The organism is Metabacillus sp. YM-086, assembly GCF_048059995.1.
Taxonomy (GTDB): domain Bacteria; phylum Bacillota; class Bacilli; order Bacillales; family Bacillaceae; genus Metabacillus; species Metabacillus litoralis_B.
The window spans coordinates 94,600-111,915 of the sequence record NZ_JBLUOI010000007.1 but is presented as its reverse complement, the minus strand read 5'-3'; the positions used below and the strand labels follow the sequence as shown (position 1 = coordinate 111,915).

At 36.2% G+C, this 17,316-nt stretch carries 18 protein-coding genes and 1 other annotated feature; of the genes, 1 reads left to right on the top strand and 17 read right to left on the bottom strand.

What is annotated here, in order from left to right:
- Positions 1-83: 83 nt before the first annotated feature.
- The 16 genes from mltG to ACEWK1_RS05105 all read right to left on the bottom strand — a co-directional run bounded on the left by mltG (position 84) and on the right by ACEWK1_RS05105 (position 15,509).
- Positions 84-1,208, bottom strand: coding sequence for an endolytic transglycosylase MltG (gene mltG / locus ACEWK1_RS05180; protein ID WP_121662926.1), 1,125 nt, complete (start codon positions 1,206-1,208; stop codon positions 84-86).
- Positions 1,209-1,365: 157 nt separating this feature from the next.
- Entirely contained in the window at positions 1,366-1,653 is a 288-nt protein-coding gene (locus tag ACEWK1_RS05175) for a DUF1292 domain-containing protein (RefSeq protein ID WP_121662927.1), read from the bottom strand.
- 24 nt (positions 1,654-1,677) lie between these two features.
- Complete coding sequence (gene ruvX / locus ACEWK1_RS05170; protein WP_121662928.1) at positions 1,678-2,094, bottom strand: Holliday junction resolvase RuvX; 417 nt, start codon at positions 2,092-2,094, stop codon at positions 1,678-1,680.
- 1 nt (position 2,095) lies between these two features.
- Positions 2,096-2,362, bottom strand: a complete 267-nt coding sequence (locus ACEWK1_RS05165; RefSeq protein ID WP_026558655.1) for an IreB family regulatory phosphoprotein — start codon at positions 2,360-2,362, stop codon at positions 2,096-2,098.
- Between the two features lie 78 nt (positions 2,363-2,440).
- Positions 2,441-5,080 carry an alanine--tRNA ligase gene (gene alaS, locus ACEWK1_RS05160; RefSeq protein ID WP_212136764.1) on the bottom strand — a complete coding sequence of 880 codons (2,640 nt, stop codon included), beginning with the start codon at positions 5,078-5,080 and terminating at the stop codon, positions 2,441-2,443.
- 85 nt (positions 5,081-5,165) lie between these two features.
- Positions 5,166-5,370 (bottom strand) — a binding site (T-box leader).
- Positions 5,371-5,413: 43 nt separating this feature from the next.
- Entirely contained in the window at positions 5,414-6,475 is a 1,062-nt protein-coding gene (locus ACEWK1_RS05155; protein WP_212136766.1) for an AI-2E family transporter, read from the bottom strand.
- Positions 6,476-6,587: 112 nt separating this feature from the next.
- Entirely contained in the window at positions 6,588-6,719 is a 132-nt protein-coding gene (locus ACEWK1_RS05150; protein WP_121662931.1) for a YrzQ family protein, read from the bottom strand.
- Between the two features lie 14 nt (positions 6,720-6,733).
- Complete coding sequence (locus ACEWK1_RS05145; protein WP_121665060.1) at positions 6,734-6,925, bottom strand: hypothetical protein; 192 nt, start codon at positions 6,923-6,925, stop codon at positions 6,734-6,736.
- Between the two features lie 16 nt (positions 6,926-6,941).
- Positions 6,942-7,418: a PRC-barrel domain-containing protein gene (locus ACEWK1_RS05140; protein ID WP_212136768.1), complete on the bottom strand. Its 477-nt coding sequence runs from the start codon at positions 7,416-7,418 to the stop codon at positions 6,942-6,944.
- 26 nt (positions 7,419-7,444) lie between these two features.
- Positions 7,445-9,829: an ATP-dependent RecD-like DNA helicase gene (locus ACEWK1_RS05135; RefSeq protein ID WP_212136770.1), complete on the bottom strand. Its 2,385-nt coding sequence runs from the start codon at positions 9,827-9,829 to the stop codon at positions 7,445-7,447.
- A 25-nt stretch (positions 9,830-9,854) separates the two neighbouring features.
- The gene (locus ACEWK1_RS05130; RefSeq protein WP_212136772.1) at positions 9,855-10,514 is read right to left on the bottom strand and encodes a tetratricopeptide repeat protein; all 660 of its coding nucleotides are present in this window, start codon (positions 10,512-10,514) and stop codon (positions 9,855-9,857) included.
- Positions 10,515-10,634: 120 nt separating this feature from the next.
- A complete protein-coding gene (gene mnmA / locus ACEWK1_RS05125) occupies positions 10,635-11,747 on the bottom strand; it encodes a tRNA 2-thiouridine(34) synthase MnmA (RefSeq protein ID WP_212136774.1) in 1,113 nt (370 codons plus the stop codon).
- 23 nt (positions 11,748-11,770) lie between these two features.
- Positions 11,771-12,910 carry a cysteine desulfurase family protein gene (locus ACEWK1_RS05120; RefSeq protein ID WP_121662936.1) on the bottom strand — a complete coding sequence of 380 codons (1,140 nt, stop codon included), beginning with the start codon at positions 12,908-12,910 and terminating at the stop codon, positions 11,771-11,773.
- A gap of 45 nt (positions 12,911-12,955) precedes the next feature.
- A complete protein-coding gene (gene cymR, locus ACEWK1_RS05115) occupies positions 12,956-13,372 on the bottom strand; it encodes a cysteine metabolism transcriptional regulator CymR (RefSeq protein ID WP_121662937.1) in 417 nt (138 codons plus the stop codon).
- Positions 13,373-13,382: 10 nt separating this feature from the next.
- Positions 13,383-14,063, bottom strand: coding sequence for a YczE/YyaS/YitT family protein (locus tag ACEWK1_RS05110; RefSeq protein ID WP_212136776.1), 681 nt, complete (start codon positions 14,061-14,063; stop codon positions 13,383-13,385).
- 156 nt (positions 14,064-14,219) lie between these two features.
- Positions 14,220-15,509: a replication-associated recombination protein A gene (locus ACEWK1_RS05105; RefSeq protein ID WP_212136778.1), complete on the bottom strand. Its 1,290-nt coding sequence runs from the start codon at positions 15,507-15,509 to the stop codon at positions 14,220-14,222.
- Positions 15,510-15,700: 191 nt separating this feature from the next.
- Between ACEWK1_RS05105 and ACEWK1_RS05100 the strand changes: the two genes are divergently transcribed.
- A complete protein-coding gene (locus ACEWK1_RS05100) occupies positions 15,701-16,288 on the top strand; it encodes a Myb-like DNA-binding domain-containing protein (RefSeq protein ID WP_212136780.1) in 588 nt (195 codons plus the stop codon).
- A 36-nt stretch (positions 16,289-16,324) separates the two neighbouring features.
- Here the strand turns inward: ACEWK1_RS05100 and ACEWK1_RS05095 are convergent, their stop codons facing one another.
- Positions 16,325-17,092 (bottom strand): ThiF family adenylyltransferase, encoded by a 768-nt coding sequence (locus tag ACEWK1_RS05095; RefSeq protein ID WP_121662939.1) that lies wholly within the window; start codon positions 17,090-17,092, stop codon positions 16,325-16,327.
- Positions 17,093-17,316 lie beyond the last annotated feature (224 nt).

Genomic DNA, 17,316 nt, shown 5'->3' with positions numbered 1-17,316 from the left:
TGGTTTCAATTAACAACTCGATATATTTTACCACAATAAGAAAGGGAAAGCGAATAGTTAATTCACGATCCCTGTCTTTTCCTCTATTGATTTGTAATGTGCTTATTTTTTTCTTTGTTATGCTCATCTAGACTCTTAGTAAAAATGACGTCTCCTTGCTTTGTAGCAAGAAAGTATAAGAAGTCTGTTTCTTCCGGGTTAAGCGCAGCGATAAATGAAACTTCTCCGGCATTTGCAATCGGTCCCGGAGGTAATCCACGATTTTGGTAGGTGTTATAAGGTGAATCCACCTCTAAGTCGGCATATAATACACGATCTTTATGTTCTCCTAATGCATATAACACCGTCGGATCTGTTTGCAATGGCATTTTTATTTCCATTCGATTATAAAATACACTTGATATTTTTTCACGATCAGCTTTTTCTGTTGCCTCTTCTTCAATTAATGAAGCCATTGTAACTAATCTGTGCACAGTCATATTTTTTTCCTGTAATTGCGGAATATACTTTGCTACAACTTCACTCATTTTTTGTACCATTGGTTCCAGAACTTCTTCTAATGTTGGTTTTTCTGTATAGTATGGGTAAGTTGCAGGAAATAAATATCCTTCCAAAGCATACTTAATATTCTCTTGATAAATATCATCTGTTAATAAGTCTGGATATTTTGCCTTCATTGAATCAATAAAAGTCTTGTCCGTTAGAGTGGATAAAACCTCTTTTTCTGTATAAGGTGTATTGTTTGCAATAATAGAGGCAATCTCTGTAAGTTGTCTTCCTTCGGGTATGGTAATTTGAAAAACAGCCTCATCCATGACTTTCCCTTTTTTTAGTGTTGAAATAATATCTGTAATTGTCATTGATTTTGATAGCTGATAGTCACCAGCCTGAAAACCTGATTCATTTTTGAATTTTATATAATATTTAAAGACTCGATCATCTTTAATAATGCCGCTCTCTTCTAATATTTTTGAAATACTAGAAACAGATGATCCAATCGGTATAGTGACATCAATTGCTGTTTGATCGTTAGGATCTATCGGCTGTAATGAAGACTTAATATATAGATATCCGCCACCGATTACCCCTGAAAAAACAATTAGAAGAACGATGAATACTGTTAAAACAATCTTTCTTACAACCTTCGCTTCACTTTGTTTTTCCAGTAACTTTTCGCGGAATGTATCTTTTTTCGAATCATCAGACATGTTGTATCCCCCTCTCATCCCAATTATTATACTACAATGTTCATGATGTTTCGGCAATTTTTTTAAGACAAGGAGAAAATTCATAGTATTAGCACAATGATCCGAAAAAAAACAAAGAAAAAGGGACAAAAGAATGATTTCTTTTGTCCCTAACATTTTATTCTTCCTCTTCTTCATCCAGAAACGTATTTAACATTTCTTCAATTAAGTCCCACTCTTCGTCAGTTTCGATTGGTTCTAGATCACCATCTTCTCCATCAGCATGGGGATTAAAGCTTGATGCATGAATTTCAATCTCTTCGCTGTCATCTTCATCAGCGCCTACTGGATAATAAAGTACATAAGACTTTTTGAATTCTTCTGATTCAAACGTAAATAATACCTCGCAAAGCTGTTCATTTCCATTTTCATCAATTACTGTAATTTGTTTTTCACCGTGATCCATTTTTTCACCTCATAGTATATTTTGTTAATTTAGACTATCTAAATAGCCTTGTAAAATCATAACAGCAGCCATTTTATCAATGACTTGTTTCCTTTTCTTACGACTAACGTCAGCAGAAATGAGCATTCTTTCAGCAGCCATTGTTGTTAAGCGTTCATCCCAGAGTACGACAGGCAGACCAAATTTCTTTGTCAAAATATCAGCAAATCGCTGACTTGCTTCAGCTCTTGGTCCTATTGTCCCATTCATATTTTTGGGCATTCCTAGAACAATCTTTTCTACATTATGCTGCTCAATGATTTCAGCAAGTCGTCCTAATTTATAGTCTCGACTTTCCTCATTTATTTTAATCGTCTCAATTCCCTGGGCTGTCCACCCTAGCTCATCACTCACAGCAACTCCAAGTGTTTTTGAGCCTAAATCTAATCCTAAAATTCGCATATTATGCCTCTCGGTTTTTTTGTAAGTAAGATTTTACTAGCTCCTCAATTAATTCATCTCGCTCAAGTTTGCGAATTAAATTCCGTGCGTCGCGATGACGGGGAATATAGGCAGGATCACCCGAAAGTAAATATCCAACAATTTGATTAATTGGATTATAGCCTTTTTCTTGTAACGCATCGTATACAGTATAAAGAACTTCATTTACATTGGTTTCGACCGTTTCATCAGAAAAATTAAATTTCATTGTTTTATCAAATGAACTCACCGTTCGCACCTCTTTCTCAGATTCATAATCGGAATCTGCTTGTCCAATCTTACCTACATTTTACACTACTTTTCGTAATTATAAAACGGAATCAACCCACTCATCGACAAGTTTTAGCGCTTCTTCCAATTTTTCTGGTTGTTTTGCACCTGCTTGTGCCATGTCAGGGCGTCCGCCGCCTTTTCCACCACAACGTTCCGCTACTTCTTTAATTAATTTACCAGCATGATATCCTTTATCAACTAAATCCTTTGTAACACCAGCAATCAGGTTTACTTTTCCATCTTCAGCCGCTCCGAGAACTACAATAGCTGATTGGAGCTTATTTTTCAAGTCATCCATCATGCCACGCAGGCTGTTCATGTCTTTTGCATTAACTTTTGCAGCTAGTACCGTTACTCCATTTATCGTTTTAGCTTGATCAACGATGCTACCAGCTTCTAAATTTCCGAGCTTAGTTGTTAATGATTCATTTTCGCGTTGAAGTGCACGGTAATCTTGTAATAAACCGCTGATTCTTGAAACAATTTCTTTTGGATTTGCTTTTAATAACTCAGCAGCCTCTTTTAATTTTTCATATTGCTCATTCATATATTGATATGCTGCTTTTCCTGTAACAGCTTCAATACGTCTAGTTCCAGCGCCGATACCTGTTTCTGTTACAATTTTGAATAGACCAATTGAAGATGTATTATCGACATGACATCCTCCACATAGCTCTAAGCTGTAGTCTCCAACTTGAACAACTCGAACAATATCCCCGTACTTCTCACCAAATAGTGCCATTGCTCCCATTTCTTTGGCTTCATTTAAAGATTTAAAGTCAATATTTACATCAATACTTTTCCAGATTTGCTCATTTACAATCTGTTCAATTCGTGACAGCTCTTCTTGGCTCACTTGCCCAAAATGTGAGAAGTCAAATCGAAGACGATCAACTGTTACTAACGAACCTGCCTGATTTACATGAGTACCAAGCACATCTTTAAGTGCTTGATGTAATAAATGTGTTGCTGTGTGATTTTTTACAATACCAGTACGATTTTCTTCAGCAACTGAGGCTGTAAAAGTATCTCCAGTTTGAAGAGTACCACTTTCTACAATAACATTATGAAGGTTCTGGCCGTTAGGAGCTTTTTGAACATCTTTCACTTTGATCATTGCTTTATCACTAGTAAGCGTTCCTTCATCAGCAATTTGTCCGCCACTCTCAGCATAAAATGGTGTTTTATTAAGGATTACTTGGACTTCTTCACCTTCGTGTGCTTCTTGAACAACTTCACCGTTTTTCACAATCACAACAGCTTCTGAATTGTTTACAGTTAGCTGATTGTATCCAACAAATTCACTTTCCGTTTTAATTTCTCCAAGCATGCCACCTTGAACCTGCATAGAATCAACCTTTTGCATAGCTGCACGAGCTCGTTCACGTTGTCTACCCATTTCTTCTTCAAAGCCAGCATGATCAACTTTCATGCCTTCTTCTTCAGCATATTCCTCAGTTAACTCAACAGGGAATCCATACGTATCATATAGACGGAATACATCTTCTCCTGGAATTTCATTATTTCCTTTTTCTTTTTGCTTTTTGATTACTTCACTAAGGATGGCTAGCCCTTCATTTAATGTTTCATGGAAACGCTCTTCTTCATTTTTAATCACTTTTTGAATGAATTCAGTTTTTGTTTTGACTTCTGGATAAAAATCGACCATAATTTCAGCAACAACTGGAACAAGCTCATACATGAATGGACGGTTTATATTAATTTGCTTTGCATAGCGTACCGCTCTTCTTAACAGGCGTCGCAATACATATCCACGACCTTCATTAGAAGGGAGAGCCCCATCACTTATCGCAAAGCTTACTGTTCGAACATGGTCGGCAATAACTTTAAATGACACATCTTTTTCTTTATCTTTACGGTATTCTTCACCTGAAATTTGCTCAGTTGCTTTAATAATTGGAATGAATAAATCTGTATCAAAATTTGTTTGTACATTTTGAATGACAGAGACCATACGCTCAAGTCCCATTCCTGTATCAATGTTTTTCTTAGGAAGTGGTGTGTATGTACCATCAGGATTGTGGTTAAATTGTGAGAATACCAAGTTCCATACCTCAAGATAACGTTCATTTTCTCCACCAGGATATAACTCAGGATCTTCAGGGTCATTTCCATATTCTTCACCACGATCATAGAAGATCTCGGTATTTGGTCCACTAGGTCCTTCACCAATATCCCAGAAGTTCCCCTCTAAACGAATAATTCTCTCTTCAGGAATACCAATTTTATCTTTCCAAATATCGAATGCTTCGTTGTCCTCAGGATGAATCGTTACTGATAATTTTTCAGGATCAAACCCAATCCAGTTTTCGTCTGTTAAGAATTCCCATGCCCATTCGATTGATTCTACCTTAAAGTAATCGCCAATTGAGAAATTACCAAGCATCTCAAAAAATGTATGATGTCTAGCAGTTTTTCCTACGTTTTCAATATCATTCGTTCGAATTGATTTTTGTGCATTACAAATTCTCGGATTTGCTGGAATCACACGACCATCGAAATATTTTTTTAATGTGGCAACCCCACTGTTAATCCAAAGTAATGTTGGATCTTCATGCGGAACTAGAGATGCACTAGGTTCAACAGTATGACCTTTCTCCTTAAAGAAGTCTAAAAACATTTGACGTACTTCTGCAGATTGTAAGTGTTTCATATGTATCCTCCTTAAAATTAGGTGTTATTTTAGAATTTTCTTAACACAAAAAACTCTCGTCTCTGTGTAAAGAATTACCTCTTTGCACAGGGACGAGAGTTAGCTCGCGGTACCACCCTGATTATGGACCAAAAGTCCATCACTTTAAAAACCGTAACGTGGTTTTGACGGCAGGTTTTTCTGCACTTAGGAATAGCTTTCAGCTGTCCTTACTCTAGAATTTCTTTCAGCCAGGGAAATTCCTCTCTTTAAAGCGGTCACAACGTACTTTTTTCCTTCATTGTTTTTTCATTATTGTACTATCGAGAATTATAGACAAGCCTTATTCAAATGTCAATGTTGTCGTCTAAATTGTGCCAGGTGAACAATAACAACCCTTAAAATGACTACAATAGGAACAGCGAGCATTAATCCTACAACACCCGCTATTTCTCCACCAGCCAATAAGGCTAACATAATGACGATTGGATGCATATGGAGGCTTTTCCCAACTATTAAGGGCCCTAGAATATTTCCTTCTATAAATTGCAGCCCAAAAATGATGATCACTACTATAATGACTGTTTTTGTTGACATTGTAGCAGCAATAATTAAGGCTGGTACCGCTCCAATCACTGGTCCAAAATAAGGGATGATATTTGTTACACCAATTAATAAGCCAAGTATTAATGGATATTTCACATGAAAAAACCAAAGAGATAAAAATGCAACTGTTCCAATGATCAAACAAACAAACAGCTGGCCACGAATATAGCTTCCTAATGAATGATCTATATCTTTTAGAAATTGAATCGCTTCATTTCTCCATCTTCGCGGGGTAAGATACCAACCAGCTTTTTTAATTTGATCATAATCTTTCAACATATAAAAAACTAGAAACGGGATAATCGCAAGAAGAAGCACATAATCAAATAAGCTCCTTAAGCTATTGATCACTTTTTCGATTGTTAATGCTAACCACTCTTCTGTCTGCTCAAACATCCGTTCAATTCGATCATGTATTCCATCTGGCCAACGGTCTGTTTGATCATGAATAGAATCAATCCATCTGTTGTAAGTTGCTTGGAACTGTGGGAAGTTTTCAGATAAATCTCGTAATTGATTAACCAATACAGGTACACCTTTATAAAAACCGTATCCTAGCAAACCAAAAAATAATAAATAAATGATTAATATTGAAATGGGTCTCGGCATTCCAGTTCGATGTAGCTTTTCTATGACCGGATGCAGTAAATATGTTATAAATGCACTAATAAGAAAAGGGATAAAAATAGCTTTAAACATTAGAAAAAACGGAGCCCAAATAGAATATAGCTTAAAAAACACAAATACTGTTAACAAGCCTAATAATAAAATGGTAATCCGCAACAACCATTTTATTTGATTGTCTCTCATAGTCACTCCCCCTTTTTCTTATTTATTGTGGAGGGTGATTACGTTTTTTATGTACAAGGTTCATGTAATCTTTAAGAAAAGAGGAGCTGACGAATTCGCCAGCTCCTTACAATTAAAACATTTTCATAACACGTTTTCTCATTTTCTTCATAGAACGATTATTCATCATGTTTGTATTACGTGATAAATGATATGCTGCTGCCCCTACACCCATAGTTATTAATGAGGTTAAAGTTCGATTCAAGACCAATCTCCCCTTTACATGCTTATTGATCGTTCATCCTCAGAAAATAAATCATCAAGTGAGCTAAGTGTCCCATCTTCCTCAACTTGATGTGTTAATATTTTTCCTTTTGAAACAGATAGTTCAATAAAGCAACTCCAGCAATAATATTGGTTTACACCGATCTTTCCAAGGTCTTTACTTCTACAATTCGGACATGAAAACAATCTAAGCACACCTCTTTTAATAAAGTTCAATGACGATCGCATCTTTGCCAATCGATAGTGGTTCACCGGAAGCCTTAACCACCTTTTTACCTTCAGCGATGTCAGCAAAAAATCCGTCCGTCAGTTCGTATGCCTCAATTGTGTCCATTTTTTCTGAAAAATATACGTCTTCTAATAATCCAAGCTTTTCCCCTTCTTTGGTGAGAACTGCTTTATTACAAAGATCATCATAAGTGTTATACGTATATTGTTTTTTCATTTCATGTAATGATAGAAGCTTGTCTCTTTCTTCAACCATAACGCCGTTGTCTCCTACAGCATAAATTGAATCAAGAGGAACAACGCGATTACGCTGAAAAAGGCCCTTGCCGTCCATCATAAGTCCGAATATAAATCCCTTAGAAGATAAGCAAACATTCGTTACATGACCAAGAAGGTCCGCACTACTGCTACAATATACTGGAAGTCCCTTTAGCTTAGAAAATGTCCGCAAAGTCATCTCCACCTTTCCGAACATTTTTATATTTCGCTAGCTTCCATAAAGTCATACGGTGTAAGGTTTTCCATGCCAATATTTGCATCCTCAAGAGGGAATGGCAATTGTTTTTGTAATTCATCAAGTTCTAGATCTTTTATTTGATCCGCTCCAAGCTTTAACATTAAGCTTGTTTGTCTTTCGGAACTTTCATTATTTTTAATGCCCCACTCTAAAGCATCTAACTCCCCACATAAAACAAGAGATTTTTTACTTCTTGTTACTGCTGTATAAATTAAGTTTCGTCTTAGCATTCGATAGTATCCTTTAACAATAGGCATAATCACAATTGGAAACTCACTTCCTTGTGATTTATGAATGGAGCAACAAAAGGCATGCGTAAATTGATTAAAATCTTGTTTCGTATACGTTACTTCATTACCATCGAATGAAACTACGATCATATCTTCTTTTTCGGTATTTTCTTTCGCATAAAAAATGGATACAATCTCTCCAATATCTCCATTAAATACATTGCTATCAGGCTGATTCACGAGCTGCAGCACTTTATCACCATTTCGGTACACAACATCCCCGAACTTCAATTCTCTTTTACCAGATGCTTTTGGATTAAAAAGCTCTTGAAGTAATTTATTTAGCTGATCAATACCAGCAGGTCCTCTATACATTGGTGCCAGGATTTGTATATCTCTCGCTGTATATCCTTTTTTCAGTGCACTTTGTATGATTTTACCTATAACTTCTTTCATCTGAACTTGTGAGCATCTAATAAACGAACGGTCCGAAGTTGGTGCCGCAATATTTTGTGGAAGTCTACCTTCCTTTATATCGTGGGCAAGTTCAATAATAGAAGATCCCTCTGCCTGACGGTAAATATCTGTCAGACGGACCGTTGGTATCACTTGAGAGGCCAATAAATCACGAAGCACTTGACCAGGACCAACTGAAGGAAGCTGATCCTCATCGCCTACCATGATAACCTGAATTTCTTTAGGCAAAGCTTTAAATAATTGGTTGGCAATCCATATATCAACCATTGAGACCTCATCAATGATCAGAAGTTTGCCTGCAATCGGGTTTTCTTCATCGTGTTCAAAACCATCCGCACCATTCCATTTTAAAAGACGGTGAATCGTGACCGCCGGCATTCCTGTGGCTTCACTCATACGTTTTGCTGCTCTCCCTGTTGGAGCTACAAGTACAATTGGAAAAGTTTCTTCCTTTTTATAATCTTTAGGATCAAGAGAACATCCATGTAAATCTGAATACAATTCTACAATCCCTTTAATAACGGTTGTTTTTCCTGTACCAGGTCCCCCAGTTAGTAGTAACATTGGTGACATTAGCGCCTTCTGAATCGCATCTTTTTGTGTTGGTGCATACTGCACATTCATTCTTTCCTCGAGGTTCCCCAGAGATAATAAAAATTCAGATTCAGGAAATAAATCCTCATATTCTGTTTGATCAAGGATCTTATTAATATTTTTCACCAATCCCTGTTCAGCAAAATAGAGTGATGGAAGGTAAGCACGGTTTTCTTCAACAATCATTTTCCCCTCTTTACCTAGTGCAATGATCTCATTTGCAATATCAGACTCGTGAATGGTTTCTTTCTTAGAGTGATCAAGGAGCTCCTTTGTTTTAACAATTAGCTGCTCAGTTGTCACATAAACATGACCTTCCTGTAGGCAAAGGTGCTCGACATTGTAATGACAAGCTGCTTTAATACGTTCAGCACTTTTTCCCGAAATACCAAGGTGTTCTCCAAGCTCATCAGCGCGAACAAAACCAATTCCTTCTACATCCTGTACCAATTGATAAGGATTCTCCTGAATGATGGTTAATGTTTCATCTTGGTAAGTTTGATAGATCTTCATCGCAAGCTGTGGACCAAATCCAAACTGATTTAGCGCAATCATGATTTGCTCAAGACCTTGATGAGAAATTAGCGCATCAACCAATTGTTTTGCTTTATCTTTATTCACCTTAGGAATATCATCCAAAATGGAGGGGTTTTGTAAAATTTTCGAAATAGCGGATTCACCCAATTTTTCAACGATTGCTTCCGCTGTTTTTTTTCCGATACCTTTAAAAAGATCACTTGAAAGATATTGTATGATCCCTTCTTTTGTTTGAGGAATTTCCTTTCGAAAATGTTCGGTTTGAAATTGAAGTCCAAACTTAGGATGATTTGTAAACGACCCAAAAAAAGTATAGGTATCATCTTCATGCAGGAAGGGAAAGTAACCAGTAACAGTTATTTCTTTATCTTCTATATCTTCACTCGTTTCATGTACTCTTACTTTTAGCACTGAATAAAGATTTTGTTCATTATGAAAGATAACAACCTTAACTAGTCCTTTGACATAGCGCTCTTTTTCTCCAAATAAATCTGCACTCTCCTGCATTTTTTTGCCTCTCCCTTCAGAGAATTTATTTCTCCATATTTCCATTCATAATTTTTAATGCATGTCCTGCCAACATATGGTCTGGCTGGATTTCTAATGCTTTATTCAGCATTTCAATTGCTTTTTCACTATTTTCTTTAAAGGCATATGCTACTCCTATATTATAAAAAGCATCGGCATGTTGGTCGTCCAGTTCGATTACTTCTTCAAATTGCACTAGTGCCTCATCAATTAATTCAAGCTGCGCCAAGCATAAACCATACTGGAATTTTGCATCACTATCATTTTCATTTAACTCTACTGCTCGTTGAAAATAAGGAAGAGCTAAACGGTTTTGACCAAGGTTAAATAAACACATTCCTAACATAAAGTGTAAATCACCTTGATCTAGGCCTTTCTTTAATGCTTGTTCATACATATTTTTTGCTTCATCATAGTTTTCTTGATTGAAGTAGACATTTCCTGCTCCATAATAAGCTGTTGCAGAATCTTCATTTATTTCAATTGCTTTTTCATAAAATTTCAATGCCTTTTCTGGTTCATTTACTGCAGAAAGAAGATTACCAAAGTTAATATAACTAATTGGGTTATTCGGTTTTTGCTCAATTGCCTCCGAGAAAAGAGTTGCTGCTTCCTCGAACTCTCCTTTTTGCATTGCTTCAATACCACGTTGATTAATATCCATCTTAATCCTTCCTTTATCTAGTATGTAGTAAATATATAGGATACAGATAAAAAGGGCTGACTCATTGTGTGTCAACCCCTTCTAGTATCAGAAACATTTAGTAAACCAAATTTTTCTCCCTTACCCAACATACCATAATTTTTCACCGTTTTTGAAAACTTCATCGATTGTTCCGCCACCTAAGCATGTATCACCATCATAAAACACAACTGCTTGTCCAGGTGTTACAGCACGAATCGGTTCTTTAAATGTTACCTTAGCCGTTTTTTCATCAATCATTTTGACTGTAACTTCATTATCTTGTTGACGGTAACGGAATTTAGCTGTACATGTTAAATCAGCTACTTGTTTATCTGAAACCCAGCTCATATTTGTTGCCGTTATGCTATCAGAATATAGTAAGTCATTGTGGAAGCCTTGATCTACATATAACACATTTTTCTTTAGATCTTTACCTACAGCAAACCATGGTTCACCACTTCCACCAATTCCTAGTCCATGTCTTTGACCAATTGTATAATACATTAGTCCATCGTGTTTTCCCTTCACTTCTCCGTCAAGGGTCTTCATCATACCAGGCTGTGCAGGAAGATATCCACTTAAAAACTCTTTAAAGTTTCTTTCACCGATAAAGCAAATTCCCGTACTATCTTTCTTCGTTGCAGTAGCAAGATTAGCTTTCTTTGCCATTTCACGCACAAGAGGTTTTTCAATATCTCCTAATGGAAACATGACTTTAGACAATTGCTCTTGCCCTAATTGGTTTAAAAAATAGGTTTGATCCTTATTTTCATCAACGCCTCGCAGCATTTTATATTCGCCATCTCGATATTCCACTCTTGCATAATGACCTGTTGCTAAATAATCGGCACCAAGTGACATGGCATGTTCTAAAAATGCCTTGAATTTAATTTCTTTATTACACATCACATCAGGGTTTGGCGTTCTACCTGCTTTATATTCATCCAGAAAATATGTGAATACCTTGTCCCAATACTGCTTTTCAAAATTCACTGCATAATACGGAATACCAATTTGATTACAAACCTCAATCACATCATTATAATCCTCTGTTGCAGTACATACACCATTTTCATCTGTGTCATCCCAGTTTTTCATAAAAATTCCGATAACATCATAACCTTGCTCTTTTAAACGTAGAGCAGCAACAGATGAGTCAACTCCTCCCGACATTCCCACGACTACTCTTATATCTTTAGGATCTTTTGTCATCCATTATTCACCTCCATGTTACTCTAAGCTGTCACTCTTTTTACAATCTTTGATATTTCATAAGCAGCATATCTAATATCTTCTAAGGATACGCCCAAACCAAAACTAAAGCGAACAGAAGATATAATACGATCCGAATCCTTTCCAAACATAGATACTAATACATGAGATGGATCAACAGAACCAGCTGTGCAAGCAGAGCCACTTGAAGCAGCAATACCTGCCAAATCCAGATTTACTAACAGAGACTCAATTTGAGTTTTTGGAAAGTAAATATTTAGAACGTGAGGTAAACCACTCAATTCACCATTCACTTCAAATTGTATATCATGTTCTTTAAAAATGGAGATCATTTCTTGCTTATATTTCATAAATTCTTCTCGCTTACCTTCGCGATTGGATGTAGCAATTTCTGCTGCACGACTGAATCCGCTAATTCCTGCAACATTCTCAGTACCAGCCCGTCGTTTCAGCTCCTGCTCGCCACCATATAATGAAGGCTGAAGTTTAATTCCGGCCTTTGCATATAAGAACCCAATACCTTTAGGTCCATTGATCTTATGTGCAGATGCAGTTAACAAATCTACCCCCAACTCTTGGACGTTGATTTCTTCAATACCATAAGCTTGAACAGCATCTGTGTGAAAATACGCAGGATATTCTTTTAGAAGTTTTCCTATTTCACGTACTGGCTGAATTGAACCCACTTCATTATTACCAAACATAATTGAAACAAGCACTGTTTGGTCTGTTATGTGTTGCTTGAGGTCATCTACAGAAATTAATCCACTTTCATTAACAGGAAGGTAAGTAATATCGTAACCCATTTTCTCGAGGTATTTACAAGTGTGTAGAACTGCATGATGCTCTATTTCAGTTGTTATAATATGTTTACCGATTTCTTGATTGGCAAGTGCTGTTCCGATAATAGCTAAATTATCAGCTTCTGTCCCACCACTTGTAAAAATCAATTCTCCTGGACTTGCACCAATACTATTTGCAAGCATTCTTCTTGACTCATCAAGAATTCTCCTTGCTTCTCTTCCAAAAGAATGAATACTAGACGGATTACCGAACGTATCAGTCATCACCTTCATCATTTGATCTGCAACATCAGGGTGAATAGGAGAAGTTGCAGCATGATCTAAATAAACTTTTTTCATTTCCCTACCTCCTTCCTATTAAATATCTAGTCGGTTAACAAGTTTCTAAATATAAAACATATACGGCTCTTGATCTCCGTCTGTATAGCTAGCCAAATCTTCAAGCGTTGTATTATCTAACACTTCTTTTACAGCGTCACGGATTCGAATCCAAAGCTGTCTTTTTGCAGGTTCTTCATCCTCTAATACTTCAACAGGACTTAAAGGCCCTTCAAGAACCCGAATAATATCCCCAGATGTAATATTTGAAGGCTCATCACCTAAAATATAACCACCATAAGCCCCCCTAATACTTTTTACAAGACGTGCATTTCTTAAAGGTGCAATTAATTGTTCCAAATAGTGCTCTGATAAATCATGAGCCTGTGCAATGCTTTTTAATGAAGTTGGGCCTTCACCATGCTTTCTAGCAAGCTCAATCATAATTGTTAATCCATATCGTCCTTTTGTTGATATTTTCATAATAATCCCCCTACATACCACGGTCTAGTAAACTTGTTTGAAATTGGTTCTTATTAAGTAATTTCACAAATAATAAATTAGTTGTATTCTGACAAAAAGGAATCATAACTCCTGCTACATACCCCAGTGAGATTGTCGCAATCACAGTTCCAATGAAAACAGGACCTCCTAAGAGCCATCCAATAAAAAGAACAATTACCTCAATCCATGCTCTAATAAATGTAATAGATTTTCCCGTTTTTTTTACCAGAGCTATCATTAAGCTATCTCTTGGACCTGCACCACATTTAGCAGATATATATAAACCCATTCCATAGCATAGTATGATAATTCCCATTAACAACATCATCATTTTGCCTAAAAAGAATTCAGGAGTTTTTAGAACAGGGATGTATAAAAACAAGTCAATAAATATTCCAATTGTAAACATATTGATAAAAGCCCCTACCTGCGGAAGCTTTCGCGTTAATAATGAAGCAGAAAATAAAACGAGACCACCAATCATAATTGTCCATGAACCTATTGATAACCCAAACTGTTTATAAAGTCCGATGTGTAAAACATCCCAAGCTGAAACACCTAAATCAGCTTTAATTGTTAAAACAATTCCAAACGACATAATAAACAATCCTATAAAGAAGATCGACCATTTTAACAGAAGTTCGAGAGTATTTCTTTTATAAGATTTCAACGAAGGGTCCCCCTGTATAAGTAATAAACCCTTTACTGTATAAGCAAGTGTTCAATTCATTAACTTTTACCATTAGCCATTATAGCATAGATGGTGATATTAGACACTAAAACCGACTATATCGCTAGGACATGATTTAATCTACTATCAAAAATATTATTGATTATTCTTCTTAAACTGCTCAAGCTTGTAGTAGATGGCTGATAATCTCTTTTCCTCACCAGCTTCCATTGGTTGGTAATATTTAGTTCCTTTTAAGTTACTTGGAAGGTATTCTTGCTGCACCCATCCGCCGAACGTTCCAATTGGGTAATCATGTGGGTATTTATATCCAACATGTCCTAACACTTTTGAGCCAGCATAATGGCCATCTCTTAAATGCATCGGGATTTCCCCTACTTTACCTGTTCGAACATCTGCGATGGCCATATCCAAAGCTTTATACGCAGAATTCGATTTAGAAGATAAACACATCTCAACAACCGCAACAGATAAAGGTATACGTGCCTCGGGAAGACCTAACCGCTCACTTGCAATGACAGCAGACAAAACATTGTTTCCGACAGCTGTATTTGCCAACCCTATATCTTCATAGGCAATCACCACTAGCCTTCTATTTACGGCTATTAGATCCCCTGTCTCAAGTAAATGAGCCAAATAGTATAAAGCCGCATCTACATCGCTACCACGAATGCTTTTTTGTAGGCTTGAAAGAAGATTATAAAAGTGAGTTCCCTTTTTATCACCATAAACACCTGTGTTACCTGTCAGATCATTAATAATAGAATCCTCTACTATATAGGTATCCCCTTCTTTAGCGGACGAGTAAACAATTGATTCTAATAAGGTTAAAGATTTTCTTGCATCCCCATTAGCACCATAAGCAATTTTTTTTACTTGCTCCTCGGATATTTGGATACTCATCATCCCTAACCCATTTTTTTCATCTTTTAACGCCCGTTGAAGAAGCAATTCAATATCATCAACAGTTAATCTTGTTAATTGCTTGATTTGTCCGCATCGGCTTCGTATCGCTGGATTTACATCATGAAATGGGTTTTCAGTTGTTGCACCAATTAAAATAATGTCACCTCGTTCTACATGAGGAAGTAAATAATCTTGTTGAGCTTTATTAAAACGATGAATTTCATCTAAAAACAAGATAACCTTTCCTGTTAAACGGGTCTCTTCTACAACAGCTTCTACATCTTTCTTTCCTGCTGTTGTCGCGTTTAATGCTATAAAAGGTATGCTAGTCGTACCTGCAATGGCAAAAGCTATTGACGTTTTTCCAACCCCTGGCTCTCCATACAATAACATGGATGGAACATATCCGTTTTTGATCATTTTATATAAACTTGTTTTTTCACCAATGATATCTTTTTGTCCTACAACCTCATCAATTGATTTCGGTCTCATTCGAAAAGCAAGTGGCTCTCCATTCACTTTAAAACCCCCAGTACAATTCTAATTTAATTATATATGGAATTCTGATGTAAAGAAATAAAAGGAGCTCAGCGTTATAAGCATTCCTAAGAATGAAATATGAATCTATGAACTCGAATAAGTATGAGTTTCTAGGAAATAATAAGATAAGGAACGAACATGTTAAAACGAGTAACTCGAAGGAGGTTATCGTGAAAAATAGACATGATGCGTGGACCCACGAAGAAGATATGCTTCTAGCAAAAACGGTAGTAAAACATATAAAGGATGGTAGTACTCAAACTGCCGCGTTTAATGAGATCTCGGATAAAATAAACCGGACACCTGCGGCATGCAGCTATCGTTGGAATGCAGAGGTTCGAAAAGAATATGCGCATGACATTGAATTAGCAAAAAAGAAATATAAGGAAAATAAACGCAAATTAAATCAACATAACAATAAAACTTCAAGCAATAAGCCCAATGAAGACCCTAACTTATTGGTGAGAGCAAAAAGGGTACAAACTCAAAGTGAGTTTATTAATATTAATGACTGTATTATCTATCTAAATCAATTAAATAACATATCTGAAAGCTATTCTTCACTGAAAGAAGAAAATAACCATTTACAAAAAGAAAAACAAGCGTTATATAAAAAAAATCAAGAGCTAGTGGACAGATATGAAAAACTAATAGAGCGGAAACATAAATTAGAAGGAGAATATAAAGTGCTGATGGTTTTAATTCAACATGCACAAAATACATCGGAAGAAGATCTAAAAATGGAATACTATCATTAACAGCTAAGAGGCTGCATGAACGCAACCTCTTAGCTGTTATTTTTCATCTTTCACTCTTGTCATTTTAATATCCTTCAAAAGTTCTGTAATAACATGACCACCCATGATTAGCCCTGCCACAGACGGGACGAATGCATTTGAAGATGGAGGCATTTTAGCCTTTCTTATCGGTGCAGCATCATTACCAACTTCTTTACGAACTTCCTCACGAATTACGATCGGGCTTTCGTCTGAAAAGACCACTTTAATACCTTTTTTAATACCTTCTTTACGTAAACGAGTTCGAATAACTTTTGCAATTGGATCTGTATGTGTTTTAGAAATATCAGCAATTTGAAATCGAGTTGGATCCATTTTATTTGCGGCACCCATACTTGAAATCATGGGAATATTACGCTTCAAACATTCTTTCATTAAATGAATTTTGTAAGAAATGGTATCTGAAGCATCAATCACATAATCCAAGTTTTGATCAAAAAATTGCTCATACGTTTCTTCTGTATAAAACATTTTAAGAGAAATAACTTCACATTCAGGATTAATATCCTTAATACGTGCAGCCATTAAATCTACTTTAGGTTGTCCAACAGTTGATACTAATGCGTGAATTTGCCGATTCACATTTGTAATATCAACATCATCTTTATCAACTAATACAAGTCGACCCACACCCGACCTTGCAAGAGCCTCAGCTGAAAAAGAACCTACACCACCAATTCCTAATACAGCTACCGTGCTATTTTTTAAAATATTTAGTCCTTCCTTACCAATCGCCAGTTCATTACGTGAAAATTGATGTAGCAACTAACTCACTCCAATTATTAACCTATTTCGTTATCTTGCATAATGACAGTATTTTTACCTGAAAACGAATATAACATACATCGATAGAAAAGCAAGCGTTTTTTTATTTTTATAAAGGACACCTTTTCATACTAAGTTTTGCTTAAATAGAATTAACCGTAGAAATTGGTTCGTTCCATTGCGCTCCAGACACTTGCTTTCCGCGGAGAGGAAGTCCGCTCCAT

Bases quoted from the DNA above. Each gene is read 5' to 3' on its own strand.
- ACEWK1_RS05155 (WP_212136766.1), bottom strand. From the start codon at position 6,475: ATGAGAGACAATCAAATAAAATGGTTGTTGCGGATTACCATTTTATTA.
- ACEWK1_RS05175 (WP_121662927.1), bottom strand. From the start codon at position 1,653: ATGGATCACGGTGAAAAACAAATTACAGTAATTGATGAAAATGGAAAT.
- mnmA (WP_212136774.1), bottom strand. From the start codon at position 11,747: ATGACAAAAGATCCTAAAGATATAAGAGTAGTCGTGGGAATGTCGGGA.
- ACEWK1_RS05120 (WP_121662936.1), bottom strand. From the start codon at position 12,910: ATGAAAAAAGTTTATTTAGATCATGCTGCAACTTCTCCTATTCACCCT.
- cymR (WP_121662937.1), bottom strand. From the start codon at position 13,372: ATGAAAATATCAACAAAAGGACGATATGGATTAACAATTATGATTGAG.
- alaS (WP_212136764.1), bottom strand. From the start codon at position 5,080: ATGAAACACTTACAATCTGCAGAAGTACGTCAAATGTTTTTAGACTTC.
- ACEWK1_RS05135 (WP_212136770.1), bottom strand. From the start codon at position 9,829: ATGCAGGAGAGTGCAGATTTATTTGGAGAAAAAGAGCGCTATGTCAAA.
- ACEWK1_RS05130 (WP_212136772.1), bottom strand. From the start codon at position 10,514: ATGGATATTAATCAACGTGGTATTGAAGCAATGCAAAAAGGAGAGTTC.
- mltG (WP_121662926.1), bottom strand. From the start codon at position 1,208: ATGTCTGATGATTCGAAAAAAGATACATTCCGCGAAAAGTTACTGGAA.
- ruvX (WP_121662928.1), bottom strand. From the start codon at position 2,094: ATGCGAATTTTAGGATTAGATTTAGGCTCAAAAACACTTGGAGTTGCT.